The organism is Nostoc sp. DedSLP04, from assembly GCF_034530775.1.
Classification (GTDB): Bacteria; Cyanobacteriota; Cyanobacteriia; order Cyanobacteriales; family Nostocaceae; genus Nostoc.
In genome coordinates, this window is the sequence record NZ_JAVRCL010000022.1 from 50,863 (window position 1) to 74,272 (window position 23,410).

A 23,410-nucleotide genomic window follows, 5' to 3' on the forward strand; every position below is an offset into this window, starting at 1 on the left:
TATAAGCGGGGAAAGAGAATATTATTTGTTTGTGAACACTAAAGGATTATTTAATTTTTTGGCATTGGTGATAGCGATCGCGATCGCTATTATTGCTTGTCACAGCCTACAATTGCCAAGCAAACCGTTAGTATCTACCGCAGTCACCATCAAACTTAGTGGTTGGGGAGGCTCTCCCATTGAGCAAAAACTATTAAGACAAGTACTGCAAGACTTTGAAGCACAACATCCAACTATTAAGGTCAAATATGAGGTAATTTCCGACCAATACATGGATGTAATCAAAACTCGTTTAGTTGGGGAAGCTGCGCCCGATGTTTTTTATCTGGATGCGCTCGAAGCTCCTTTCTTAATGAGTCAGAATGTCTTAGAACCGTTAGAAGGTTATATTACCCCCAAATTTGACCTCGCGGATTTTGAGGATACCCTACTCGACAGTTTCAAATACCAGAATCATATTTACGGTCTTCCCAAAGACTATTCCACCCTTGCCCTGTTTTATAACAAAAAAGCCTTCGCTGCCGCAGGCTTAAGTAATCCGCCAGCGACTTGGGAGGAATTACGTAACTACTCGCAACAATTAACAGGCAAACTTAACAAATACGGGTTTGGCGAAATTCCTGAATTGGCGCGTCAGGCTTATAAAATTAAAGCCTTTGGTGGACAACTCGTAGATAAAAATGGTTATGCTACTTTTGCCAGTGAGTCAGGTTTACAGGGTTTAGAGTTGGTAGTAAACCAATATCAAAAAGACCGCTCCTCTGCCCAAAAATCTGATGTAGGGACAAACTCAGGTAGTGAAATGTTTGGTCAGAGTAAAGTAGCAATGGCGATTGAAGGTAACTGGGCAATTCCCTATCTAACTGAAACCTTTCCCCAAGTAGAGTTTGCTACTGCACCAGTACCTACAATTAATGATAAAAAAGGCACGATGGTGTTTACAGTTGCCTACGTGATGAATAAGCAAGCACAACACAAAGCCGAAGCTTGGAAATTGATTTCTTATCTCACGGGTAAAGAAGGAATGCAAAAGTGGACAGGAACAGGGTTTGCTTTGCCAACACGTAAATCAGTGGCAAAGAATTTGGGTTATGACCAAGACCCGTTGCGATCGCCATTAGTCGCGGGAGTTAGTTATGCTACACCGTGGCAGGTGGGTCAATATCCAAGTGCGATCGTCAATAATTTTGATAACCAGTTTGTCAGCGCCTTGTTGAGACAACAACCATTAAAGCAAGCGATGCTGAAGGCAGAAAATGAAGCTAATCAGCAGATTAAGACGATGGAGTAAGCGATCTTTCTTAACTTCACCAAATCACGTTTGAGTAAAAATTTGCTATTTCTTTATCTGACGTAATTATTGCAGCTTGATTACTTCTGGCTAGTGCAACGACAACTCGATCTACTGGATCTCGATGACCCCATTCTAAATTGACACTTTCCATCCAAATATTTTCATCAATAGGTACAATCTGAACAGTACTAGACTTTTTTAGCATTACTACGTACTCGTTAAGATTGACTCCTAAATCTAGTTTTTTATTTTTGATTTTTATAGCAATTTCCCATATAGCTATGGACGGGACAAGACCATTTTTATCCCTTTCCATGTAGTTGCACGCTTCTTTGGCTGGTTCAGAAAGTTTGGTTGGATCTAAACTCCACCAGATTAGGGCACAAGTGTCAAGGACTATCTTCACAATTGCGCCCATTCCTCAGTGGTTGGTGTAGTTAAATCCTCAAAGTACTTCACTTTACCGCGCATTTCTCCAAATAACTCTTCTGTTGAAGGTGCTTGTGCGTATTTGGAAATTTTCACGACTGGTTTACCGCGATCGGTAACTACAATTTCTTCACCTTCTGACTCTACCAGTCGCAAGAACTCAAGAAGTTGAGATTTAAGTTTACTTTTGGAAATTGATTTCATAATAACCATAGTCATGACTATAGTCATATTGTAATAGGGTATAGCATTGGTTTTCACTTGCTATTTCCCGGCTATGACCAAGACCCACTGCGATCGCCATTAGTCGCGGGAGTTAGTTATGCTACACCGTGGCAGGTGGGTCAATATCCAAGTGCGTAGGCGTAGCCCGCCGTAGGCATCGTCAATAACTTTGATAACCAGTTTGTCAGCGCCTTGTTGGGACAACAACCATTAAAGCAAGCGATGCTGAAGGCAGAAAATGAAGCTAATCAGCAGATTAAGACGATGGAGTAAGTAATCTTTCTTACCTCTACCAAATCACTTCTGAGTAGAAATTTCCTATCTCTTTATCAGATGTAATTATTTGTCTACGTATAGTCGACTATTATAATGTCAAATAATTTTTGTGCCATGTCTAATACTTCTGCCCTCGAAAAACAGTTCATCAGGGTATTTCTGACTCCGAGTGGGTACTATTTGAAAACAGTTCACACATGCCTCATCTAGAAGAGACAGAAAGATTTTTACAAGTCTTAGACGACTTTTTAAATCGTGTCGAAACAGCCTTATAAAGTTGAGATTGTAAATTGAGTCTCATATTCCTTAAACCTAACTCTTCACTTATTCTCGAATTCTCGAAGTTCCGAGTTCTGAGTACGAAGTTCCGATATTGTAAACATTAAAGCATCCATAATAAGAATTAAAGCGTTTATGAATACTTTAATGTTTGCCACTAATGTTGTTTTCTAGCAGTTCTCTTTCGCTTTGCAAACGAACTAACAGCTAATCCACCAAACGCTACTACTGTCCCCATGATGGTTGTTGGTTCTGGAACTTCTTGGGGAACTTCGATAGAACCACTTACTAAAGCCAGACCATTCAAGGTAATAATTGATCCCAAATTAACTATGTCCTCTTCGGAGAACAATAGTGTGCTTATACCATTTTTGAATATGCCCTTACCGCCAGTGATATTCACAATGCCAGAACCTTTCGCTGTCAGATTATCAAAATTAACTGAAGCACTGGCATCACTAGTTCCAAATAACTTGTTATCACCGTTGCCAAACACGATGTAGCCTAATGGGAAACCTTGAACACCAAATACTTCTGGATTATTGTTAAAAGTGAGATTTCCTTTGTCATCAATCACGGAGTATGTCAAACCTTTGTATAATTCTAAATCATAGGGGGCATCATCACTCAAACCAACCTCAAATACCTGCGAAACGTTGCCTGAAATAGGCGTAATATTGACTGTTGTCCGATAATTGCCAATAAATGGATAAATGGTCTTTGCTGTTGCTTTGCTTACATTTGAGCAAAGACTAACTGAGGTCAAAACTAGTGGAACAATCCACATTCTGAGTGAATGAAGCATCATTTAAAATCTCCACTTTTACAAAGTACCTATTTTCACAGGGAGTTTACAATACCTAAGAAGCAGTTACAATGAATAATCCTTTGATCAAATTGGCATTTTTTTATCAGATGATATACAGAAACCTCCTCTAAAGATAAAAATTCCACTCCGGTGCATAGCCCAAAAAGAGAACAAGAGCTAAGTTAAGCAATTTTTTCAACAATTTTCTAACCTTTTCCCAAAGCAGAATAATTTTTTCTTTACAAAATGAGGATTGAATGCTTTTGTGACAGAAGTACGATAAATAATCATGCGCAACCTATCGCTACAGTCGGGTTAGTGCGGGATTAAATGGAGGTTCAGTAGTGTTTGAAATTAACAGGCGGCGCAGAAACTCCAGGTGGAACATCACTGAAGACTTGGCTGGGTATATGTTCATGATGCCCACCATTCTAGTTTTGGGAACTTTTGTAGTCTTACCCATTCTCTACGCCGTTTTTCTTTCCCTGCAAAAAGTCCAACTTCTCGGCGGTATTGAGTACGAATTCATCGGTTTTCGCAACTTCGCGCGATTAGCTGAAGATGAAAGAGTTTGGATTGCTTTGAGAAACACAGTCGAATATGTAGTTATTGTTGTGCCAACTCAAACTATCCTGGCTTTAATTTTGGCGGTAACTCTGAATTCTGGGATTCGCGGTAAAAACTGGTGGCGTATCCTCTATTTTTTGCCGACAGTTACTTCTTCAGCAGTGCTGACACTCATATTTATGTGGATTTATAACACTGATGGGCTACTAAACGATTTTCTCGCTTTTGTGGGGCTACCTACTTATAACTGGTTGGGCGATCCAGCAGTTGCGCTCAAAGGCATTACGATCATGAACATTTGGTCAAGCGCGCCGTTTTTCATGGTGATTTATCTGGCGGCGTTGCAAGATATACCCCAAACACTTTACGAGGCCGCAGAACTTGATGGCGCAAATGGATGGCAGCAATTTATCCATATTACTCTTCCCTTGCTTAAGCCTGTAACCTTCTTTGTGGTAACAATGGGGGTGATTGGGACTTTTCAACTTTTTGACCAGTCTTACATCTTCTCTGGCGGTACTGGCGGGCCAAACAACGCTACCTTAACTGTGGTGCTGCTGATTTATCAAGCTGTATTTCGGAATTTACAAATGGGATATGCAGCTGCGATCGCATTTTTATTAGCAGCTGCGATCGTTGCCATCACTTTGATTCAGCAGCGACTTTTCGGAGGCGAACGGATTTGACTAACACCTCTGGCTTATCCTGGCTCAAAGCCCTGTTGTACGTCTTACTGACACTTTATGCCATCATTACTCTAATTCCCTTTCTCTGGGCACTTTCAGCATCATTTAAGCCACTAACAGAGATTGTCAGTGGTGAACCCAACTTTCTCCCCAAGAATTTTACTCTTGACAACTACAGGCAAATCTTTCTCCAAGAACCGCTATTTTGGCGCTGGTTGTTCAACAGTGTAGCGATCGCACTCAGCGTCACGCTTTTAAACTTGTTGTTAAATTCAATGGCTGGTTATGCCTTGGCAAGATTGCGCTTTGTAGGCAAGCGCTTTTGGTTCTTCCTCATTTTGGCAGTACTAGCAGTACCGACGCAAATCACCCTGATTCCGACATTTTTGATTTTAAAAGCGATCGGCTGGCTGAATTCTTATCAAGGCATGATTGTTCCTAGCATGGTTAATGCCACTTTCATCTTTATGATGCGGCAATTTTTTGTTAATTTTCCTAAAGAACTAGAAGAAGCAGCTCAACTCGATGGCTTAAATACCTTTGGAATTTTTCGACACATTGTCTTACCTTTGGCAAAACCAGCACTAGCAGCGCAGGCAGTTTTTGTGTTCATGGGGAGTTGGAATAATTTTTTACTGCCTATAGTTATCCTATTCGATCCAGAAATGTTTACTCTTCCTTTGGGACTGAACACCTTCAAAGGTCAATACATCAGCTATTGGAACTACATTATGGCGGCTTCTATGGTCTTTACGCTGCCAGCTTTAGGCATTTATGCCTTTTTTAATCGTTACTTTATTCAAAGCGTCACCTTTACCGGGGGAAAAGGTTAATAGGCATTGGGCATTGGGCATTGGGCATTGGGCATTGGGCATTGGGCATTGGGCGTTAATTATTCTCCTTTGCTCTCTCTGTTTCCCATGCCCGATTCCCCATACCCTATTCCCCAAACAGTATTTTGGGCAACAAATTGCACTCCTAACGTGATATTGGTATTACAGCGACTCAATCTCTATCTATCAGTAAACAAGCATTATGGGTTTTGCAGACCTATCGATCGCAGAGATAGCAGCCGACTACAGCATTCCTGTAGAACAAGTGTTTTCTCTGTGCAACCAACTGGGAATCGCCTACAAACACCAAAAGACCCGTTTGGCGTTAGAAGATGCAAGGGCAATTATTTCCCAAATATCCTCTGAAATACGCCCCAAAGGTACTAACGACTTGGTGAGCGATCGCGAAGTCCCCTGAAGGGTTATCTCAGAACTTTCGCTAATAACTGATAGCTAATGATAAAAAACTAATAAGTCATTAGCAATTAGCAGCTTGGAGATTGAGAATCGCGTTTTTAGCTGTGTTGAGCGTCAAAATCTTTAAGGGGAAACATGTTTATAAGACTAATTGGCGTTGTTGTGGCTACTGTTTTACTCTCGTTTCAGTTGATTGTCGGTAGCGCGACAGCAGTGGAACTGGACAAAGCTACCCGAACAGTGCCATTAAATGCTCAAGGTGATACCGTTGTACTCAGCCTTAAACAAGTCAAAGAAGGCAAACGCTTATTTAATTACGCTTGCGCCCAATGTCATGCTGGTGGAGTTACCAAGACAAACCAAAACGTGGGACTCACTCCAGAGGACTTGGCACTGGCAACACCTAACCGTAACAACATTGAAGGTTTAGTAGATTACCTGAAAAATCCCACTACTTACGACGGTGAAGAAGAGATTTCCGAAATACACCCCAGTCTCAAAAGCGCAGATATTTTCACAGCAGTGCGAAATCTGACGGATGATGACTTGGAAGCGATCGCCGGTCATATTCTCTTACAACCCAAAATCGTTGGTACTAAGTGGGGAGGCGGAAAAATCTATTACTAAATCCTGGAGTTGAGTCATTGGGAATAGGGTATTGGGCATTGGGAATAGAGAATTGGGAAGAATTCAGTCCCTACTCCTAATTCCCCATTCCCCATTGACTAATTATTGGACAGCTTTTTGCAATAAATTGCTCTCCATTCTTAAAAAAAAATTGATCTATGACAGATTGTCATATTTGGTGTTGATTTTATTTAAAATGAGAAAGGGAAAAAAATTGTTTGTTAGGAGAGAGCTATGAAATTAATTTCGGCAAGCTGGCGACGCCTTAGTTTAGCTGTGTTGACAATCCTTTTAGTTGTTAGCAGCTTTGCTGTTTTTACTCCCAGTGCTTCGGCTGAAACCTACCAGGTGAAATTGGGTAGCGATAAAGGACTGCTAGCATTTGAACCGAAAAAGTTGACCGTCAAACCAGGTGACACTATTGAATGGGTGAACAATAAAGTTCCTCCCCATAATGTTGTGTTTGATGCGGTCAAAAACCCCACTAAGAGCGCTGATTTAGCTAAATCTCTGTCTCATAAGAAGTTGCTTATGAGTCCTGGTCAAAAGGAAACAACCACCTTTGCAGCAGATGCTCCTGCTGGTGACTACACCTTCTACTGTGAACCTCATCGTGGTGCTGGCATGGTTGGTACAATTACTATCCAAGGCTAGAAACACCAGCGTTTGACACGAGATGATTACTCAATGAAATTAGCTCATCGCCACACGCTACACTCCTAGAGTGACGCATAAAATGCAGAAATGGCGGTAACGAGTTCTATCCTTACCTAAGACGCTAAACAATCTGTAGCGATCGAGGAGTGAACTTGTTACCGCCAATTTTGATCAAATTTGACTTAATCAGGGATTAATCGCGTTTATACTCTTGCTGGAGGCTTGTTGCGAGGAAATACTGTTGAGAATACTTTTATTAATTCTACTGTCGGCGATCGCCCTATTCAAATTCACATTCATTAGTCCAGCACTAGCTGCCGAAACATCCAACGGTGCTAAAATTTTCGAGGCTAACTGCGCTTCTTGCCATATAGGTGGCGGTAACATCCTTATCAACCAGAAAACTTTAAAAAAGGAAGCATTGTCAAAGTACCTAGAAAATTACAATCAAGACTCAATCGAGGCAATTATCCACCAAGTGCAAAATGGTAAAAATGCTATGCCTGCCTTTAAAAGCAAGTTAAGTTCTGAGGAAATCGTGGAGGTAGCTGCTTACGTTTTTCAAAATGCAGAACAAGGTTGGTAAAGTAGCTATACCGTATAGTTTTTTTTGGGGTGAGCGTTTGCCTATCTTTAGTTACATAGCTAGACGCTCACCCCCAAAACATTGGAGAATTTATTTGTTGGAAATCCCTCAGTACATTTCCTTCTTGGAACCTTTTAACGAACTTCTAAGTTAAGTGTTATGTATGACGAACTAGCGATCGCTAATTTGTCAACTACCAAAAACAATATTTTAAATCCAAAATCCTGATATAGAGACGCGATTTATCGCGTCTCTACATCAATAACCCTTAACTCAAACGGATTGTATTTTAAACAAGACGCTGCAAATGCGTCTAGATAAATTATCCCTACCTGAATCCGAAATTATCAACGGGCAATTATTTTTCTGGATTAGACTTTTGTCTGTTTTCCTTGACTTCGCGCAACCGTTCTACTAATTTTTTATCCGATTCAGGAGCAGATGTAGACTGACCCTGATTGATTTTCGGCAACAATAAAGGTTCAGAAGTAGTAGCTGCCGATGAAGGCGTAGACTGATTATTTTTAATTTGCAATTCAGATAATGGTTTGGGAGTAGCTGCTGGTGTAGTTAATGGTTTGAGAGTACCTGTTGGTGAGGATGTAGGCGGGTTATTTCTGATTTGTAAATTAGGTAATGGTTTAAAAGTAGCTGCTGGTGAGGGAGTAAGCTGATTGTTATTGATTCCCGGTGTAGATAATGACGAGGGGTTTTGCTCTTGAGTAGTCCCAGTAAGATTGCTCGTGCTGTTTTGGAAACGTAGGTTAAATGGATAGGAACTAATCTGTTTATCACCCTTGGGGGATTGCTTGTTGAAGTATTGTCTTGCTTTTAATTGCAATTCTGGGGAAATTAACTTGTCTTGAAATTTGATATCTAAGACTTTACCATCAGGATCTACAACCAATACTCCCAAAACAGCACCTTCAAGATTTGACTTATTCGTGGATAATGTTTGGCGGATGACTGGTTTTTGTTCAGCGTTGGGGTATTGTCGCTGGACTTCCTTTCTCAGGTTGGCGTAAGAGTCTAGCTGTGCAATTGCCTGTTGAGTTCCCTTCGTTGATAAATCCGTTGCTTGTAATGTGCTTCCCCTAGTTCCAATTAAAGTACCCCCATTCGTTGGAGCTTGTTTTAGAGAATTTATTAGCGGATTTTGAGCAATTGTAGACGACGCATTTGGAATTGGTTGCGTCATTTGCGAAGTCGTATTTAGCTGTGCTGTATTTACCTGTGCTGTTGCAATGGGTGTACTGTCAGATAAGATTGGAGGCTGGGGATTCCGCAGAAGATCGGCAGGTATTTGCTGTGACTGCAATTCTGGCAACCTATTTACAGGTAGCGGCTTAGGTGGCTCGTATTTGGCGACGCTCTCACTTACATTCACCCGAGGAACTGGTCGAGAGAATCTGGCGCTGGTATTAAATTTAGAACTATCAAATTTAGACGCGTCAAACCGCAAATTATCACTCGGAATCATCCGCAAAGACTGCTTTGTAGGCAAGGAAGAGACTCGATAGTTATTCGATGATGCTGGTAGCGGAGGTAATACTAGCTGACTGGATGGTGATGGCGCTAATGGGGTTAATCCCGGTTGGAGGCTAAAGTTTGGCGCCGCAAGTGGGGCGACTGGAGGTAATTGTTGTAAACCAATTTTGGGTGTGCTTTGCGGCAAACGGTTTTGGTCGGCTTGGCTCAATTCCAAAAGTCCAACTGTTTTGGATGATGCTGTTTCTTTAGGCTTGTCAGACTCCATCGGCATCAATGGTACGATCATGGCGATCGCACCGTGGATACCAAGGGAGGCTATAGCTGCTATCCCAATTGGCTGGCTTAAGATTTCTGGTATATTTTTCAGCAGGGAGACGTAAGACATGGCTGTTATCGTTCACTCACTCAGTTACAGTTGACTAGCGATTTTATCTTTCCGACATTGCAATATCTTGCAATATATGCGTTATTCATAAGGAAATGATAACTTCCTCTGCTGGCAATCAAAACGCCAAAATTGCCATTTATTCAAGTTTTTAATTAATCAATGACGCTGCATCATATTTTCAAAATTCGAGCTTGCTAAAGAGTTATTTGAAAAATTACTACTTTTGATTTTTTATTCTTATGACGCACACAATTAAAATTAATATCTGGGAGTTTTATTAAAGTTTAAGTAAATGCACAAGTTTGAATACATCAAAACATCTGCCGAAGTGACCTTGTTTTTTCAACTGTTTTTCAGTCAACTACACTTCTGTAACAGATGACACATGTGTTTGTCCGAGACTGGGCCCTATTTAAGAATACTACCACATCAGCAGCTCCTCAAACTGTTGCAAATTGTACAATTTTATTGACATTTTAGCCTTAAATGTCACCAAGGCTATTGCTTTTTTCTTCAAGGAGTGAGTCAGGCGATCGCAATTCTAGCTCTTGAATATGACTACTTCTTCGTCAAAAAAGTTCAAACCCTCAATTATTGCATCCAAAATTTAAAATGCCGTTACCGACAGTTATTTTGCCTGGATATCTAGAAAGTGCGATCGCTTATCGCCAACTAGAACAATCTTTACAGCAGTTGAATTTTCCCACGGTTACAGTCCCACTGCGACGGCGTGACTGGCTCCCCACTTTGGGAGTAACACCTGTAATACTGATTCTGCAACATCTCGATTACACAATCAAGCATATATTACGTGAACATAATGCTACTCAAATTAACTTAATTGGTCATTCAGCCGGAGGTTGGATATCCCGCATTTATATGGGAGAAAAGCCTTATTTAGCGCGCGGTGATGTCAAACCATTTCTCTGGCAAGGGCATCCCTTGGTTGCTACTTTCGTCACCTTGGGTACACCCCATATTAGCCAAGAACGCTGGACACGCTCCAATCTGGATTTTGTTACCAATAACTACCCTGGAGCTTTTTACAAAAACGTTCGTTACGTTTGTGTGGCTGGCAAAAGTATCTTTGGGAAAAGGCGGCCTGGTAGTTGGTTAGCTTACAGTAGTTACCAATTAACCTGTGGTAAGGGTAACACTTGGGGAGATGGGATTACGCCCATTGAAGCTGCTCATTTGCAGGGGGCGGAAAATCTGGTGATTGAAGGTGTCAAGCATTCTCCCAGAAGTCCTGGGATTTGGTATGGCTCACCAGAAGCCTTAAAAGCTTGGGTACAGTATTTGATTTAAAAAACTTTATTTTTATATAAGAAAAGTAAAAACTATTAAAATTTCTTAGCTAAAATCGTAATAAGAATAAATACTTAGTTAAGAACAGGAGGGGTGAGCTATGCAAAGCACCCAGTTCGATAAGATTTTGCGAAGAATAGCGACGATATTATCAGTCGTGATTTTGACTCTGTGTTTAATTTATATCTCTACCGGAATTTTGCTTTCTTTTTACTATGAACCGACAGCAGGCGGAGCTTATAACTCCTTAAAGATGATTAATACACAACTGCCATACGGTTGGTTGTTTTGGAGAGCGCATGATATTGCTGGTAACGCGGTAATTGCGATCGCTCTAATTCAAATTGTAGTGATGTTTTTAGGTCGGCAATTTCGCAAGAGTTGGCTGGCTGCTTGGATTAGTGTGATTTTGTTAACCCTAAGTGCGATCGGGCTGGATTGGACAGCAATGATTTTAGATTGGACTCAGGAAGGGTACTGGCGTTTTAGCATTGAGCTAGGAACCATCGAAGCCATTCCTTTGATTGGTGGGCAACTGCGCGAAATCCTGACTGGTGGTGGAGCCATTAACACAATTACCGTCGAACACCTTTACACAATCCACAGTTATCTGATTTCGGTAACGACGCTAATTCTCGCCATAGTACATTTGTCTGCTTTACTCTGGCAGGAATGGCAAATGTATCAAGAAGCGCCAAAACCAGAAAGCGAATTTATTCCTTCTCAAGGCTAATAAAGAGTCAAAGAAGAGTAAAAGGGGCAGTGGGTATAAGGAAGAGACAAGGTAAATGGGGGAGACTTGTTCAATAATTTCCCCTTGTCCCCCTTGTCCCCTTACTTCCCCTGCTCCTCTGCTCCCCCGCTCCCCTGCCCCTCTGCCCCAATCCCCTCATCCCCCAGAAGCCTCACTAGTAGAAAGTTGAGATAATTGAGCAAGGGATAGGTCTTCAACCTCTGGTAACTTTTCTAGAGAGAGGGGAGTGGATTGGGTGGCACCAGATAAGCGTTTTAAAAGGCTAGGTCTGGGGTCATGCAATAGATAAATAATGCGATCGCCAATTTCCCAATCTTGGTTTGCTGGCATTACTTGTAAGCGTTCTGCTCGTTCTACCAATAGCGGTATCAAATCCCCAGTCCGAATCTTTTCTTGGATGCGATCGTATTGAGTCGAAAACTCCAACTCATCTAGCGTAGTTGTCCCTAACTTCACTCGTCCATCATTCAAATATTCATTCCAAGTTTTAATTGCTAAGTCTGGAATAAAAGCTTGATTAACTTTATTACTAGTCGAGGTACTCGCTTGCGGATCGCGGGGAAAAACAGCTAAGACGCGTGGGGGTTTAAACTCCTCAGCTGCTCGTTGAGCCAAAACAAAATTCACCTCGCCATTACTTGTCATAGCCAAAAAGGTACCTATAGAGGCAAGTCCGGCCTCTTCTAAAACCGCAGCATCTAGAGCACTACTGGCAATAACCCGGAGATTTTGCGCCTCGGCTTGTACAAGACATTCGGGGTCAGTATCAATCATCACCACGTTTTCCCCCCGTTCTTGAAAGAAGCGGGCAATCAGAAGACTCAAGGGATTACAACCCACAATCACTGCCCCAGTTACGTCCTTGGAAGTGATTTGCAGCCATTTGGCAACCCAGCCAGCTGTTAGCCCTTGGCACACAACAGTCATGATAATTGTCAGGAATACTAAAGCTTTGATGGAATCACCGCCGTTAATGCCGCGCTGTGTCAGTGAAATCGCAAAAAAAGAAGCTACAGAGGCAGCAACAATTCCTCTCGGAGCAACCCAGCTTAAAAACAGTTTTTGTCGCCAGTTGAGGTCACTGTTCCAGGTACACAAGAGAATATTGATCGGGCGAACGACAAACATTAGTACCAAAACGGTGAATAAACTACCCCAACCTAAAGCAAACACACTGGCGATGGATAGGTCAGCAGCTAATAAGATAAATAGCACCGAGACGCTGAGAATTGTCAGCTGACCTTTAAAGCTGCGTAACAGACGTTCTTCCGGGACTGAGGAGTTAGCAAAGACTGCTCCTGCAACTACTGTTGTCATGACTCCCGATTCACTGCGGATCATCTGCGATAAGGTAAACAAGCTCCAAAGTATCGCCAACACCACTAAGTTTTTTAGCTCAAATGACAGAAAACTGGCGCGTTTGAAAATCAAACTCATCAGATAACCGCCAGCACCACCAATTGCTGCTCCCACACCCAGACGCATCAGTAAACCAACGATCGCATTAATCGGGTCAGCATCGCCGTTCAAAATCGTATCGAGGACAACGAAGGCGAGGATAGCCCCTACAGGGTCAATTAAAACCCCTTCTCCTTCCAAAAGTGTTGCCACTTGTCGATCTACATTGATTTGTTTGAGCAATGGCCCAACGACGGTTGGCCCTGTCACCACGACTATGGAAGCATAGAGAAAAGCTATGTTCCAGGGAAATTCACCCAGCCAGTGAGCAGCCATACTCCCGCCAAGCAGGGTGATTAGCGTTCCTTGAGTGACGAGCAATTGTAAGCTGACTGAAACTCTACCTAACTCACGCAGATCCAAGTTAAGTCCGCCTTCAAACAAAATGATTGCCGTTGCGAGGGCAACTATAACTTCCAGTCCAGTGCCTAGTGAATGGGGATGCAAAAGCCCTATGCCATCAGAGCCAAACAAAATGCCCAACAGCAATAACAAGACGATGCTGGGTACACGAAGGTATGCAGCCAGCACTTGGGCGCTAATGCCTGCAAAGACAGCGATCGCCATCTGTATGGTGATTTCAAAAGATGCTTCCATATTGTAGATTTTGAGCGATTTATTTCAAAATCTCTTGTAAAAAACCGTAGATATTAACTCTACAGGGTACAACATCATACCCTTTGTTCCTTGCTGTCTTCAGTGTTTTTTAGAGATGTGTATGCTCCGAAATTCCCGGCGCCCAATGCTGACACACCCTGCGGCTGACCGCAGAAGCATCTACGAACTTTTTTATCTGTCTCCATATCTTTGTATCTTCTTCAAGCTTTTGCTTCCACCCAGTTTAGCTGCCACAAACTTTTTTTGGCAAAACCTGTTGACAACGGCAAGGAAATTGGTTAACTTATAAAAGGTCTGAGTCCGATGCCCCCATCGTCTAGAGGCCTAGGACACCTCCCTTTCACGGAGGTAACGGGGATTCGAATTCCCCTGGGGGTACTTAAAAACAATAAAAAGCAAAAGCTTTTTTATTTGAAATTTAGCAATAAAAACCATCATTCAGGAATACATCTGAATGATGGTTTATTGTTGTTATGCATACGGTTCTTTACTGGCTAGTTCTTCTACACGTTGGTGAATAGCCAAAAGATTTAACCGCAAATCTTTGCTCAGGCGATTTTCAATAATTCCAACTGGCATAGTGAGTTTAGGCCAAACTTGAATTGTGTAGGACAGATTTGTTCCTAAAGACTCACCGAAAGAATAAGGCTCTAAGCACCAGCTACCAGAAAAGCCTTTAAAATCTCCCTCTACCATGCGGAAATTAATTGTTTTAGGGAAGCATTCTTCCAAATCTAGAACTACCCGCGCACAAAAGTTGAAATTCAGTAAGCGTTGGGAGCCTACTTGCTCCAGTCGAATTCCACCATCGGGATGCTCGATTAAACAACTCTTGGCCAGGTTGGGGAGGAAGTCTGGTAAGGCTTCATAATTTGTCAAAACCTTCCAGATTTGCTCCACTGGATGGGGAATTTGGACTTTAGCGCTGATTTGCCGCTGCCGCTCTGCTATTTTCTCAATTTGAACTTCTACCTGAGCAAGCAAATCCTCTTCTAGGTTAATGTCATCAGTAGAAGACTGCAAATCAGGGTTCTCTGTTGTGTTCTGTTTTTTAGTCACTTTCAGAATTATGGTTTGCTTTCGTCAGAAAATTGGGGCAGAGTCAAGGTGAAGCAAATTTCGCTCTGTTCAGAATCCGAAATTGGCAGACTTTCAACAGCGATCGCTCCATCTAAATGCTGCACTAAAGACTTGACTAAAGCAAGTCCCAAGCCAGTCCCTGGAGTCCAGCGACCTTTTCCACGGCGGAACTTATCAAAGATGTAGGTCGCTTCTTCTTCAGAGATGGCACGTCCTGTATTCGTCACCTTCATGATAACTTGATCGATTTGCTGATCGACTCGGTGAGACGCTTCAAGGCGAACTATTGTATCAGACTCTGAATATTTACAGGCATTAGTTAATAATTCTTGCAGGATACGGTCAAAACTCTCCAGTTCAGTTTGCAGTTTGAGCGATTCCTCCGGCAAATCTATAGAAATTTTTAATCCTTTTTCGCCAAGTTTTTTCTCAAAAGATGCTGCTATATCCTGAATTCTAGTATTTAAATCTATAGATTCTAATTGTGGGGCTTCGTGAGGCGATTCTAGCTTTTGGAGTGTCAACAAGTCATTAATCAAGTTGATTTCTTTTGAACATTCCTGCTCAAGAATATCTAGATATCTACCCTGACGCTCTGGCGCTATTCCTGGCAAACGCAAGTTTTTTATTGACATCAGCATATTTGTCAAAGGATAGCGTAGGCGATCGCTCATATTACTCAAAAATTCATCTTTGAGTTCATTAAGTTTCCGCAGCTGCTCGACATACTGCCGGGTTCTTTCATGCAATTTCGCTTGGAGTTCTATACTACTCTGGAGTTTCGCCGTCCGATCGTCTACCAAAGTTTGCACTTGACGCAATGTCTGTGACTGAATGATGGCGTTACTCATTTGAGCGCAAACCATTTCCACAAGATTTAATTCTTCTGGTTGCCAATTGCGAATCACAGCTTGCTGTAGCACCAAGAAGCCTAAAATTTTACCTTGACTTTCCAATGCCACTAAAAGTACCGCAGGCAATTTCTCTATCGCAAATAATGGAGCAGCTGTTAAGGTATCGTTTTGATCTGTATAGTCATCGAAGATTACTGGTTTTCCAGAATCCATGAAGGCACGCTGGCATAAACCACAGTCTGAAATCAAGAAAGACTCAGTTAAGGTGTCTAGTTTACTAATGCTAGAATTTTGTGTTTCTCTAGCCCATTGGGCGATTACACTAGCTTTCGCTTTGGGGATTTGTTTTTTAGCTTGAGTCTTAAATAGTGGATCTGTATATTTTAGTAAGATGAGCAAACCCCGATCTGCCTGTAGAGATTCGGCTGTTGAGGCGATAACTAACTGAAGCATTTGATTTAGCTCCAAGTTGCTACGACTCAATATGGTTAATTGCTTGATCAAGCTTTGATGGTGCTTGCTTTTTTGCAGGGACTGCTCTTGATGAGTAATTTGTTGAGCTTGTGCCACTCCAGAAAAAGCGATCGCGCAAGCCGACTCCACTTCTTTGAGCAATTGTTTTTCTGATTCACTCCATTCATAAGGTTGGAATTTAATCAGATTAATCACTCCATTATTATTGCCACCAAACCGAGTCGGAATTGCCAAAACCGCTTTTATCGGTAGTGGTAAATATTGACACCCAACTACCAGACTATTTTGAATTATGGAAATGTCTTCAATAGTCAATGGTTGGGCAGCACATTGTAGCACTGGCGAGTGCATAAGCAACTGTTCCATCGAAAACATTTCTTCTGGGTGTGGCAACCCTAGATACTCATCAGCACACCAATTAGTCGTAGTTGTTTCGTCTGAGGTCTCACCCGCCACAGAAACCAAGCAGCAGCAATCCACTTGAAAAGCAACTCCTAGCAATTGGGCAATCTCTTGCAGCATCAAAGCCGTAGCAGAGTTATTAGCAATGATTTGGTTAATCTTTTGTACCAACTCGCGGGCAGGTTCTTCCTGATGCTGCATCAGCTTGACTTGATAAGGTTGTAGTCGATCTATGTCATCTACGTAATGTGGCAGCGATGATAAAGGCTTTTTCATTTCTGGCACGCCCTCGGATAGTAACCCCATTGTTCTTGCACCCAACCTCTTGGCATATTCTTCACCGTTAGTTGTGTTGCTATACCCTGATAATTGACAAATTTTGTGTGAATACTTTCTCTCACCTGTTATAGCCCTTTTCTATATCAGATGGCCAAATTTCCACCACATCAAGCAAATTGCTACATTGGAACATAAGTAATAAAATACTCAAAATATCCTATAAATGCTTAAGTTAGCTTATTTTTAACTGCACTGTCTGGAAATAATTTACTAACTTTATCCTGTCTGTAAGTATACATAAACCGTAATTTCTCTGGAATTACAGCAAAATTCCCCTTTTAAGCGCGTAAAATTACGTAACTTGGTTTATAAAGCTTTATTACATTTCTTGAAAAAACTAGTAGGTTTAACAAGCTACTCCTCGATCTCCGTAACTCTCAGTAAAATATCAACAAAAGTAAAGGAGGCACGAGGAGCTTGTTCTTGCAGTGTAGGCTTCTCTTCTCTAAAAAAGGCTGCATCAACGAGACGCACTCGTGTTCAGACCCGATCTACACTGATAGCGTAACTATGGTAGCGAGTTCATAAGCGTCTTGTTCCCAACTTATGGCAGAAATTTTGAGTAGAGCTTAAATATAAATAAATTCTTGCTCGCTAGAGGTTGCAGCTGTTCTGGCTAAATGGTGAATGCAGCCCAGTTATTAGTAAAAATAACTAGGCTGCATTCGTCTGAATATAAAAAACTACATCTATTTTCAGAACTATATTTTTTAAAGTAGTAACAGCATTTTGTACTCCCTGCTGGTAGGGCGGGCTAGATGCCCTCCCCACACCAGGTTTCAAAATAGACGAAGTTTATCCAGCCAAGCTCTCGACACTCAGAGGAACCATATCGCCATTCCTCGTTAGTCCTAACAACATCGGTTCTTGGGGTTGAATTAGTTGACCTGTAAGCACACAGCGTTCTTCTTGCTGAGCTGTGGCAGCTATGCTAGCTCGAATGTCGGATCGCGAAAATCGAGGCTTCCACTCACCTGATTTTTGCTGGACATAATTCCAAAGGATATCTCGGATCAGAGCTTGATATCCCTGATTCCCAGCTATTTCTTTGAGTTTATCTTTGAGTTCCCGTTCTAGGCGAATGCTGGTAACTTCCATATCGGTGGTTGGGGTGCGAGCGATCGTATGCATCAGTTTTTCTCCTTAAAGGTATAGACAGGATAGTAATACAAGTGTAGTATGTTTAAAGGAATGTTCAATAGGTGAAATTTTCTGTGAAATCAATCTACCCCATCTCTACTTCAATTTTGTGTGCCACCAATTGCCGAACCAATTGGGAATCAACTGCTATGGAAGTGGAGTATTTATTTATGGGCGATGGTAGCCGAAATCATGGGCAAATCACAGAAGGTAATGATGATTATAAGTATGTAGCCATTAGTGCACTAATTGCAAAACCACAACTAGATCAAAAAAGCGGGGGGTACAGGCAAAGGAATCCTGTACCGATATGAGACCAGAAAATTTTCCGGTCAATTCTAACCCCCGCTTCACCGAAAACTTGAAGCGGGGGTTTTTTTATAAGGAGTTAAGCTGTGACGATATCTCCCATGCGCGGCGCGAACGCAATGCAAGTGTTAGAGCAATCTGTGGTGGTGTTTTCTCAAAATTACTTGCCACTATGTCGGGTCAATATCAAGCGGGCGATTGTGCTGTTAGTAACCAACAAGGCGCAACCGTTGGGTTTTACCACAGAAAGCGGATGGCAAGTTCACTCACCCAGTTTGGTAATTGATGTGCCAAAACATATTCGCTTGACAATCACTTCTAATGAGCGGATGTGGAAAGTTCCGCCAGTGAATCGGCGGGAAGTATTGCGACGAGACCATCACAGTTGCCAATATTGTGGCAGCAGCAAACATCTAACGCTAGATCATGTGATGCCACGTTCTAAAGGCGGTTCTCACACTTGGGATAACGTAGTCGCAGCTTGTGAAAGATGTAACTCCCGTAAAGGCGATCGCACCCTGTTTGAAGCTGGTATGCAACTGCGTACCAAACCAAAAGCGCCAATCCACCCCGCGATTTCTTTTGCTGAACAGTTTTGGATAGATATGCAAGCAAACCTGGAATAACAGGAGAGCATAAGGAATGCTGAAATTAACTTACACTGAAAGCAGTTTTGATTTGGAATGTGTCACTCTGTCGCTAGAAGAATGGGTAGCGCAACGAGTGATTTTAGCCCTGCGAGTTGGGCAAAGTTTGTGCATTGAACCCAGTACCGCTTCCTTTTTGCTTCCTGTTGATTTACCAGGAGTAGAAGTACTCAGGGCTGAGGTAAAAAGAGATGACAGAGAAATCATTGCCCTCTGTGCGTGCGATGCCGAATATATGGAAGTCACCCTGCGGGGTTCTTGGCTATCAGCTAGTTCTAAGGATTCTGTCGGTGTGTTTGTCACCACTATGAGCGATCGCGCTGAGTTCTTTTTGCACAAACTTTGGCAGGAAGCTCAATCTTGTGCTTCTGTCATGAGCGAATAAACCAAATAGTCGGGTGACTCAATTTTGGATTTTGGATTTTAGATTTTAGATTTGTTCTCACGTTGAAATTCGGGGGTAACTCTTGGAGACCTGCGAGAACAAACATTTTGGGATTTCGGATTACTCAATCCAAAATCCCAAATTTAAAATCTAAAATCAGGTGAGGAGAATTTCTCACCCTTTATTGCGTCATTTTTAGTAGTTCAGGAATTGTCACAAATCGGTAACCTTGCTGTTTGAGTCCGCTGATGATTTGTGGCAAAGCTTCTACAGTTCTTTGGCGATCGCCACCACCATCATGCATTAAAACAATAAAACCAGGTTTCGCGCCTTTGAGGACATTATTTACAAATGCCTGCGGTTTGGCATGAGGATCGGTATCAGCGGAAGTTAGCGACCACATAATGACAGTATCTTTCTGGCTTTTGGCGTAAGCAGCTAGTCCATTATTTAAGAAGCCTCCAGGAGGACGAAACAGAGAAGTTTTGACTCCTGTAATTTTGTATATCAGATCCGCTGTGCGATCGATTTCACTTTTAGCTGTGGCTTCATCCATTCGCCGATACCAATGATGCCAAGTATGGTTGCCAATGGCGTGTCCCTCGGCTACTTCACGCTTGGCTAAGTCTGGATTTGCTTGTAAAGCTTGTCCTACCCAAAAGAATGTGGCTTTAACATCATTTTGCTTCAAGATATCCAGCATTTCTAGGGTTGTCTTTGGCCAAGGCCCATCATCAATGCTGAGAGCAATAACCTTTTCATTGTTGCTGGGTTGCACCTTATAAACAGTTTTTCCCTGAAATTTAGCTGGGACTGTAAAGGTAGGGTTTTCTACTTTGGCTGATGGCGGTAATTGGGCATTAATTTTGCCCTTTGCTGGATCTTGAAGTGCAGTATGGATTTTGCTTAGTGGCTGGTTCAACCCCAATTGTGGGGAGATACCTGGGGCAATACTACAAGCTGTAATACTAGAGGCGATCGCGACAATACTAATTATCTGTTGTCGCTTGAAGGAGTTGTCTGTCACGTCAGGCTTTTAAAGATTCACCCAATCATAAGCTGTAGTTTGATTTTTCAGAGGGTTTAGCAAGCTCAAATATAAGTGCAGCAGCTTTTATAGACAATTTCAAAAAAACTTTCTGAAACCCCTTGACACCTCTTGTAGTATTTTGTAGTATGTTTGTAGTGAGGCGAAAGACAAAGCTTCTCAAAAGTCAAATTTATGTTCTACATCCAACTAAAGGACAGGCGTTGGAATAAACCAAAGTCTCCAAATAACAAAGCTGCTACTTGCAAACCATCGGAAGTAGAGGCAATAAACGAAAAAAGTTCTAAGTTTGCACTCATCAAAACCACTGAATACATCCGTAATACACAACAGGCTTGCTACCTAGAGTTTCGGTTGTTTTCCTAACAGTAAAAAGTCAATTTTCTGAACCTTGAAAACTAAATAAGAAATGGGCAAGTTCACCAACAAAATCTGTGCCTAAAAACCTAAAATTTTAGGCACAGATTCTCAAAAATCGGGGTGTAGCTCAACTGGCTAGAGCGTTCCGTTGTCTGCGGAAATGTTGCGGGTTCAAGTCCCGTCACCCTGGTTGCAGTCCTGTAGGCGAATAGTTTAAGCCGTCAGTTTCTCAAGCTGAAGATTGCGAGTGCGAATCTCGTCGGGACTCCCAAATGGTCAGGTAGCCAAGTTGGTAAGGCGTTGGTCTGCAAAACCGATTAGCGCGGGTTCAAATCCCGCCTTGACCTCTGTCGCAGCGTAGCTTAATCAGCAAAGCCCCAGGTTCATACCCTGGTATATGCGGGTGCAAATCCCGCTGCTGCCACCAAATGCAGGGATGGTGTAACGGCAACACCTCGTGACTCCAAATCCGATGTTCTGGGTTCAAATCCTAGTCCCTGCGTCAATCATGCCCCTGTGGACGAATGGTTAAGTCGCTGTTCTTTCAAAGCAGAAATTGCGGGTTCAAGTCCCGTCAGGGGAATCATTATGGGTCGGTGGCCGAGTCTGGTTGAAGGCAACAGTCTGTAAAACTGTTCTTATTTGCACGCAGGTTCAAATCCTGCTCGACCCACTGTGGAGAGGTGGCTGAGTGGCTCAAAGCGTCCTCCTGCTAAGAGGAAACGGGTAGTTAATATCCGTTGCAGGTTCAAATCCTGTTCTCTCCGTTTTGAGAGTGTGGTGTAACTGGATAACATCTCAGTCTACGAAACTGAAGACGTGAGGGTTCAAATCCCTCCACTCTCGTTACATGGGAGAGATGATGGAGTGGCTGATTCGAGTTGAATTAAACCAGTCCAATGGGTAAAACCTATCTCTCCTTCTTATCCCTCGGTAGCTCAGTTGGTAGTTAGCGCCTGTCTGAAGAACAGGAGGTCGTCGGTTCGATTCCGACCTGGGGGGCTTCGTTGCCTCATAGCTCAATGGTAGAGCAAGCGGCTGTTAACCGCGTGGTTGTAGGTTCGAGTCCTACTGAGGCAGCCATTCATTGCCGGGTGGACGAATTGGTAAGTCGCATCGCTCTGAACGATGAGGTTGCAGGTTCAAACCCTGCCCTGGCAATAAAGCCCTGTGGTGTAATTGGCAACATAGCGCCCTTTGAAGGCGAAGATTCCAGGTTCGAGTCCTGGTGGGGCTGCCAAACTCTGCTCTTGTAGCCCAACTGGAAGAGGCTGCCGTCTCAAAAACGGTATAGTTGTGGGTTCGATTCCCACCAAGAGTACCAAAATTTGCTCCTGTAGCCCAATTGGAAGAGGTGGCAGACTTAAAATCTGTTTCGTTGTGGGTTCGACTCCCACCAGGAGTACCAACGGGATGTAATTCAGTGGCCAGAAGCCATGCTTTGGGAGCATGGAGTCGCAGGTTCAAATCCTGCCATCCCGATATGCCTCTGTGACGGAACTGGCATACGTGCTGGAATCAGAGTCCAGATTTTGCAGGTTCAAATCCTGTCAGGGGCACTAAGCTATCGTGGCGGAACGGAAGACGCACTAGACCGAGGATCTAGTTTTTTGCAGGTTCAAATCCTGTCGAGAGTACCAAAATATCTGGGTGTGGCGCAGTTGGGAGCGCGGGAGTTTCGGGAACTCCAGGTCGTAGGTTCAATCCCTACCACTCAGACTTCGCCCTTGTAGCCCAACGGAAGAGGCGCTTCGCTTAGAACGAAGAGGTTGCTGGTTCAAATCCAGTCAGGGGTATTGGTGAATATGCGGGGATAGAGCAACGGTGGCTCGTCAGGCTCATAACCTGAACATCGGCAGGTTCAACTCCTGCCCCCGTCACCAAAACAGTGCTGGTGTAGCTCAATTGGCAGAGCAACTGACTTGTAATCAGTAGGTTGCAGGTTCAATTCCTGTTACCAGCTTGATGCGGGTGTGATGTAACGGCAGCATGAGACGTTTCCACCGTCTTCGTGCGAGTACCCTGCGGGAAGCAAGCTACAAATCTCGCCGTCCGCTCGAACTTGCGGGTGTGATGTAATCGGTAGCATCTGAGTGCGCCATACTCAGCGCGTGGGTTCAAGTCCCTCCACTCGCTTGCGTAGTCCTGTAGCTTCAACGGTAGAGCAAGTGCCTTACAAGCAAGAGGTTGCAGGTTCAAATCCTGCCAGGACTACCAAATCTTGGGAGTGTAGCTCAATGGAATAGAGCTTCGAGCTTCTACCTCGAAAGTTGTGGGTTCAAGTCCTACCACTCCCGCTTGAAAATGTCTTTAATTTTGAATTTTGAATTTTGAATTTTGAATTTTTATGGGGTCATAGCTCAAATGGCTAGAGCACCTGCCTTGCAAGCAGGAGGTTATGGGTTCAATTCCCATTGATTCCACTGATGGTGTCTGAAGCCAAAGTGGTCGAGGCGCTGGTTTGTGGAACCAGTCAAAGCGGGTTCAAGCCCCGTCAGACACCCTTGAATGGAAGATGCCGCTGAATGGACGGCAACTGGTCTTGAAAACCAGGGTATGGGCAACTGTAGGGGTTCGATTCCTCCATCTTCCTCTTTTTCCACCTGGAGCCGAAAAGCGAGGCGCTGTGCTGATAACACAGAAATAGGAGGGGCAGTACCTCCCTGGTGGA

Annotated in this window: 21 protein-coding genes, 29 tRNA genes and 1 pseudogene; 42 read left to right on the forward strand and 9 right to left on the reverse strand. The window is 43.0% G+C overall.

Features of this window, described 5'->3' with window-relative positions; genetic code table 11:
* The first annotated feature begins 67 nt into the window (after window positions 1-67).
* On the forward strand, window positions 68-1,291 hold the full coding sequence (locus RMX89_RS14710) for an ABC transporter substrate-binding protein (protein ID WP_416211982.1): 1,224 nt from the start codon (window positions 68-70) through the stop codon (window positions 1,289-1,291).
* A gap of 16 nt (window positions 1,292-1,307) precedes the next feature.
* On the opposite strand, the gene RMX89_RS14715 is transcribed toward RMX89_RS14710, so the two are convergent.
* Window positions 1,308-1,700, reverse strand: a complete 393-nt coding sequence (locus tag RMX89_RS14715) for a type II toxin-antitoxin system VapC family toxin (RefSeq protein ID WP_322689448.1) — start codon at window positions 1,698-1,700, stop codon at window positions 1,308-1,310.
* Window positions 1,697-1,942: a type II toxin-antitoxin system prevent-host-death family antitoxin gene (locus RMX89_RS14720; protein WP_322689449.1), complete on the reverse strand. Its 246-nt coding sequence runs from the start codon at window positions 1,940-1,942 to the stop codon at window positions 1,697-1,699. Before RMX89_RS14720 ends, RMX89_RS14715 begins: the two co-directional genes overlap by 4 nt.
* 54 nt (window positions 1,943-1,996) lie before the next feature.
* Here RMX89_RS14720 and RMX89_RS14725 point away from each other — a divergent pair.
* Window positions 1,997-2,221: pseudogene (locus RMX89_RS14725) on the forward strand (ABC transporter substrate-binding protein); the annotation flags it as partial.
* A 439-nt stretch (window positions 2,222-2,660) separates the two neighbouring features.
* Here RMX89_RS14725 and RMX89_RS14730 read toward each other — a convergent pair.
* Window positions 2,661-3,311, reverse strand: a complete 651-nt coding sequence (locus tag RMX89_RS14730; RefSeq protein WP_322689450.1) for a PEP-CTERM sorting domain-containing protein — start codon at window positions 3,309-3,311, stop codon at window positions 2,661-2,663.
* A 344-nt stretch (window positions 3,312-3,655) separates the two neighbouring features.
* Between RMX89_RS14730 and RMX89_RS14735 the strand changes: the two genes are divergently transcribed.
* The 6 genes from RMX89_RS14735 (at window position 3,656) to petJ (ending at window position 7,684) form a co-directional block, all read left to right on the forward strand.
* The gene (locus RMX89_RS14735) at window positions 3,656-4,564 is read left to right on the forward strand and encodes a sugar ABC transporter permease (RefSeq protein ID WP_322689451.1); all 909 of its coding nucleotides are present in this window, start codon (window positions 3,656-3,658) and stop codon (window positions 4,562-4,564) included.
* The gene (locus RMX89_RS14740) at window positions 4,561-5,397 is read left to right on the forward strand and encodes a carbohydrate ABC transporter permease (RefSeq protein ID WP_322671794.1); all 837 of its coding nucleotides are present in this window, start codon (window positions 4,561-4,563) and stop codon (window positions 5,395-5,397) included. The genes RMX89_RS14735 and RMX89_RS14740 overlap by 4 nt, the downstream gene beginning before the upstream one ends.
* 202 nt (window positions 5,398-5,599) lie before the next feature.
* Window positions 5,600-5,815: a hypothetical protein gene (locus RMX89_RS14745; protein WP_322671793.1), complete on the forward strand. Its 216-nt coding sequence runs from the start codon at window positions 5,600-5,602 to the stop codon at window positions 5,813-5,815.
* 134 nt (window positions 5,816-5,949) lie between these two features.
* Window positions 5,950-6,441: a photosystem II cytochrome c-550 gene (gene psbV, locus RMX89_RS14750; protein ID WP_322671792.1), complete on the forward strand. Its 492-nt coding sequence runs from the start codon at window positions 5,950-5,952 to the stop codon at window positions 6,439-6,441.
* A 234-nt stretch (window positions 6,442-6,675) separates the two neighbouring features.
* Window positions 6,676-7,095, forward strand: coding sequence for a plastocyanin (gene petE / locus RMX89_RS14755; RefSeq protein ID WP_322686353.1), 420 nt, complete (start codon window positions 6,676-6,678; stop codon window positions 7,093-7,095).
* A gap of 244 nt (window positions 7,096-7,339) precedes the next feature.
* Window positions 7,340-7,684, forward strand: coding sequence for a cytochrome c6 PetJ (gene petJ / locus RMX89_RS14760; RefSeq protein WP_322671790.1), 345 nt, complete (start codon window positions 7,340-7,342; stop codon window positions 7,682-7,684).
* A gap of 358 nt (window positions 7,685-8,042) precedes the next feature.
* Here petJ and RMX89_RS14765 read toward each other — a convergent pair whose 3' ends face one another.
* On the reverse strand, window positions 8,043-9,560 hold the full coding sequence (locus RMX89_RS14765) for a hypothetical protein (protein WP_322689452.1): 1,518 nt from the start codon (window positions 9,558-9,560) through the stop codon (window positions 8,043-8,045).
* Between the two features lie 615 nt (window positions 9,561-10,175).
* Here RMX89_RS14765 and RMX89_RS14770 point away from each other — a divergent pair.
* The gene (locus RMX89_RS14770; RefSeq protein WP_322671788.1) at window positions 10,176-10,871 is read left to right on the forward strand and encodes a lipase; all 696 of its coding nucleotides are present in this window, start codon (window positions 10,176-10,178) and stop codon (window positions 10,869-10,871) included.
* A gap of 100 nt (window positions 10,872-10,971) precedes the next feature.
* Window positions 10,972-11,604, forward strand: a complete 633-nt coding sequence (locus RMX89_RS14775) for a cytochrome b N-terminal domain-containing protein (RefSeq protein ID WP_322671787.1) — start codon at window positions 10,972-10,974, stop codon at window positions 11,602-11,604.
* Between the two features lie 156 nt (window positions 11,605-11,760).
* Here RMX89_RS14775 and RMX89_RS14780 read toward each other — a convergent pair whose 3' ends face one another.
* Window positions 11,761-13,680 carry a cation:proton antiporter gene (locus RMX89_RS14780; RefSeq protein WP_322671786.1) on the reverse strand — a complete coding sequence of 640 codons (1,920 nt, stop codon included), beginning with the start codon at window positions 13,678-13,680 and terminating at the stop codon, window positions 11,761-11,763.
* A 326-nt stretch (window positions 13,681-14,006) separates the two neighbouring features.
* Between RMX89_RS14780 and RMX89_RS14785 the strand changes: the two genes are divergently transcribed.
* Window positions 14,007-14,079, forward strand: a tRNA-Glu gene (locus tag RMX89_RS14785).
* A 93-nt stretch (window positions 14,080-14,172) separates the two neighbouring features.
* Here RMX89_RS14785 and RMX89_RS14790 read toward each other — a convergent pair.
* From RMX89_RS14790 to RMX89_RS14800, 3 genes are all read right to left on the reverse strand, one after another.
* Complete coding sequence (locus RMX89_RS14790; RefSeq protein WP_322686349.1) at window positions 14,173-14,760, reverse strand: SRPBCC family protein; 588 nt, start codon at window positions 14,758-14,760, stop codon at window positions 14,173-14,175.
* 8 nt (window positions 14,761-14,768) lie between these two features.
* Window positions 14,769-16,787 carry a GAF domain-containing sensor histidine kinase gene (locus RMX89_RS14795; protein ID WP_322689453.1) on the reverse strand — a complete coding sequence of 673 codons (2,019 nt, stop codon included), beginning with the start codon at window positions 16,785-16,787 and terminating at the stop codon, window positions 14,769-14,771.
* A gap of 858 nt (window positions 16,788-17,645) precedes the next feature.
* Window positions 17,646-17,981 (reverse strand): hypothetical protein, encoded by a 336-nt coding sequence (locus tag RMX89_RS14800; protein WP_094347436.1) that lies wholly within the window; start codon window positions 17,979-17,981, stop codon window positions 17,646-17,648.
* Between the two features lie 71 nt (window positions 17,982-18,052).
* On the opposite strand from RMX89_RS14800, the gene RMX89_RS14805 reads away from it, so the two are divergent.
* From RMX89_RS14805 to RMX89_RS14815, 3 genes are all read left to right on the forward strand, one after another.
* A complete protein-coding gene (locus tag RMX89_RS14805) occupies window positions 18,053-18,304 on the forward strand; it encodes a hypothetical protein (RefSeq protein WP_322689454.1) in 252 nt (83 codons plus the stop codon).
* A gap of 114 nt (window positions 18,305-18,418) precedes the next feature.
* Window positions 18,419-18,925 carry an HNH endonuclease gene (locus RMX89_RS14810; RefSeq protein WP_322689471.1) on the forward strand — a complete coding sequence of 169 codons (507 nt, stop codon included), beginning with the start codon at window positions 18,419-18,421 and terminating at the stop codon, window positions 18,923-18,925.
* Between the two features lie 16 nt (window positions 18,926-18,941).
* Window positions 18,942-19,331 (forward strand): alr0857 family protein, encoded by a 390-nt coding sequence (locus RMX89_RS14815; protein ID WP_322671782.1) that lies wholly within the window; start codon window positions 18,942-18,944, stop codon window positions 19,329-19,331.
* Between the two features lie 181 nt (window positions 19,332-19,512).
* Here RMX89_RS14815 and RMX89_RS14820 read toward each other — a convergent pair whose 3' ends face one another.
* Window positions 19,513-20,358, reverse strand: coding sequence for a polysaccharide deacetylase family protein (locus RMX89_RS14820; RefSeq protein WP_322689455.1), 846 nt, complete (start codon window positions 20,356-20,358; stop codon window positions 19,513-19,515).
* Between the two features lie 497 nt (window positions 20,359-20,855).
* Between RMX89_RS14820 and RMX89_RS14825 the strand changes: the two genes are divergently transcribed.
* From RMX89_RS14825 to RMX89_RS14960, 28 genes are all read left to right on the forward strand, one after another.
* Window positions 20,856-20,929: transfer RNA gene (locus RMX89_RS14825), tRNA-Asp, on the forward strand.
* Between the two features lie 4 nt (window positions 20,930-20,933).
* Window positions 20,934-21,010 (forward strand) — tRNA-Glu (locus RMX89_RS14830).
* Window positions 21,011-21,013: 3 nt separating this feature from the next.
* A tRNA-Cys gene (locus tag RMX89_RS14835) sits at window positions 21,014-21,086 on the forward strand.
* A 4-nt stretch (window positions 21,087-21,090) separates the two neighbouring features.
* Window positions 21,091-21,166 (forward strand) — tRNA-Met (locus tag RMX89_RS14840).
* Window positions 21,167-21,169: 3 nt separating this feature from the next.
* Window positions 21,170-21,241 (forward strand) — tRNA-Trp (locus RMX89_RS14845).
* A 9-nt stretch (window positions 21,242-21,250) separates the two neighbouring features.
* Window positions 21,251-21,322, forward strand: a tRNA-Glu gene (locus tag RMX89_RS14850).
* Between the two features lie 7 nt (window positions 21,323-21,329).
* A tRNA-Tyr gene (locus RMX89_RS14855) sits at window positions 21,330-21,412 on the forward strand.
* Between the two features lie 4 nt (window positions 21,413-21,416).
* Window positions 21,417-21,506: transfer RNA gene (locus tag RMX89_RS14860), tRNA-Ser, on the forward strand.
* Window positions 21,507-21,510: 4 nt separating this feature from the next.
* Window positions 21,511-21,585: transfer RNA gene (locus RMX89_RS14865), tRNA-Arg, on the forward strand.
* Window positions 21,586-21,666: 81 nt separating this feature from the next.
* Window positions 21,667-21,741, forward strand: a tRNA-Phe gene (locus RMX89_RS14870).
* Window positions 21,742-21,747: 6 nt separating this feature from the next.
* A tRNA-Asn gene (locus RMX89_RS14875) sits at window positions 21,748-21,822 on the forward strand.
* A 5-nt stretch (window positions 21,823-21,827) separates the two neighbouring features.
* Window positions 21,828-21,900, forward strand: a tRNA-Gln gene (locus RMX89_RS14880).
* Between the two features lie 3 nt (window positions 21,901-21,903).
* Window positions 21,904-21,979 (forward strand) — tRNA-Gln (locus RMX89_RS14885).
* Window positions 21,980-21,985: 6 nt separating this feature from the next.
* Window positions 21,986-22,063: transfer RNA gene (locus RMX89_RS14890), tRNA-Leu, on the forward strand.
* A 6-nt stretch (window positions 22,064-22,069) separates the two neighbouring features.
* Window positions 22,070-22,147, forward strand: a tRNA-Leu gene (locus tag RMX89_RS14895).
* A 1-nt stretch (window position 22,148) separates the two neighbouring features.
* Window positions 22,149-22,221 (forward strand) — tRNA-Pro (locus RMX89_RS14900).
* Window positions 22,222-22,224: 3 nt separating this feature from the next.
* Window positions 22,225-22,298: transfer RNA gene (locus RMX89_RS14905), tRNA-Leu, on the forward strand.
* 4 nt (window positions 22,299-22,302) lie between these two features.
* Window positions 22,303-22,379: transfer RNA gene (locus RMX89_RS14910), tRNA-Leu, on the forward strand.
* Window positions 22,380-22,385: 6 nt separating this feature from the next.
* A tRNA-Pro gene (locus tag RMX89_RS14915) sits at window positions 22,386-22,458 on the forward strand.
* Window positions 22,459-22,462: 4 nt separating this feature from the next.
* A tRNA-Leu gene (locus tag RMX89_RS14920) sits at window positions 22,463-22,535 on the forward strand.
* Window positions 22,536-22,545: 10 nt separating this feature from the next.
* A tRNA-Met gene (locus tag RMX89_RS14925) sits at window positions 22,546-22,622 on the forward strand.
* A gap of 7 nt (window positions 22,623-22,629) precedes the next feature.
* Window positions 22,630-22,702: transfer RNA gene (locus RMX89_RS14930), tRNA-Thr, on the forward strand.
* A 101-nt stretch (window positions 22,703-22,803) separates the two neighbouring features.
* Window positions 22,804-22,875: transfer RNA gene (locus RMX89_RS14935), tRNA-Gly, on the forward strand.
* 5 nt (window positions 22,876-22,880) lie between these two features.
* Window positions 22,881-22,956, forward strand: a tRNA-Val gene (locus RMX89_RS14940).
* A 6-nt stretch (window positions 22,957-22,962) separates the two neighbouring features.
* A tRNA-Arg gene (locus RMX89_RS14945) sits at window positions 22,963-23,036 on the forward strand.
* Window positions 23,037-23,088: 52 nt separating this feature from the next.
* Window positions 23,089-23,162: transfer RNA gene (locus RMX89_RS14950), tRNA-Ala, on the forward strand.
* A gap of 6 nt (window positions 23,163-23,168) precedes the next feature.
* Window positions 23,169-23,242: transfer RNA gene (locus RMX89_RS14955), tRNA-His, on the forward strand.
* A 7-nt stretch (window positions 23,243-23,249) separates the two neighbouring features.
* Window positions 23,250-23,332 (forward strand) — tRNA-OTHER (locus RMX89_RS14960).
* Window positions 23,333-23,410: the final 78 nt, after the last annotated feature.

Excerpts from the sequence above, each read along its gene's own strand:
- RMX89_RS14745 (WP_322671793.1), top strand. The coding sequence starts at position 5,600 with ATGGGTTTTGCAGACCTATCGATCGCAGAGATAGCAGCCGACTACAGC.
- RMX89_RS14810 (WP_322689471.1), top strand. The coding sequence starts at position 18,419 with ATGCAAGTGTTAGAGCAATCTGTGGTGGTGTTTTCTCAAAATTACTTG.
- RMX89_RS14765 (WP_322689452.1), bottom strand. The coding sequence starts at position 9,560 with ATGTCTTACGTCTCCCTGCTGAAAAATATACCAGAAATCTTAAGCCAG.
- RMX89_RS14775 (WP_322671787.1), top strand. The coding sequence starts at position 10,972 with ATGCAAAGCACCCAGTTCGATAAGATTTTGCGAAGAATAGCGACGATA.
- petE (WP_322686353.1), top strand. The coding sequence starts at position 6,676 with ATGAAATTAATTTCGGCAAGCTGGCGACGCCTTAGTTTAGCTGTGTTG.
- RMX89_RS14720 (WP_322689449.1), bottom strand. The coding sequence starts at position 1,942 with ATGACTATGGTTATTATGAAATCAATTTCCAAAAGTAAACTTAAATCT.
- RMX89_RS14815 (WP_322671782.1), top strand. The coding sequence starts at position 18,942 with ATGCTGAAATTAACTTACACTGAAAGCAGTTTTGATTTGGAATGTGTC.
- RMX89_RS14800 (WP_094347436.1), bottom strand. The coding sequence starts at position 17,981 with ATGCATACGATCGCTCGCACCCCAACCACCGATATGGAAGTTACCAGC.
- RMX89_RS14795 (WP_322689453.1), bottom strand. The coding sequence starts at position 16,787 with ATGAAAAAGCCTTTATCATCGCTGCCACATTACGTAGATGACATAGAT.
- RMX89_RS14780 (WP_322671786.1), bottom strand. The coding sequence starts at position 13,680 with ATGGAAGCATCTTTTGAAATCACCATACAGATGGCGATCGCTGTCTTT.
- RMX89_RS14730 (WP_322689450.1), bottom strand. The coding sequence starts at position 3,311 with ATGATGCTTCATTCACTCAGAATGTGGATTGTTCCACTAGTTTTGACC.
- psbV (WP_322671792.1), top strand. The coding sequence starts at position 5,950 with ATGTTTATAAGACTAATTGGCGTTGTTGTGGCTACTGTTTTACTCTCG.
- RMX89_RS14770 (WP_322671788.1), top strand. The coding sequence starts at position 10,176 with ATGCCGTTACCGACAGTTATTTTGCCTGGATATCTAGAAAGTGCGATC.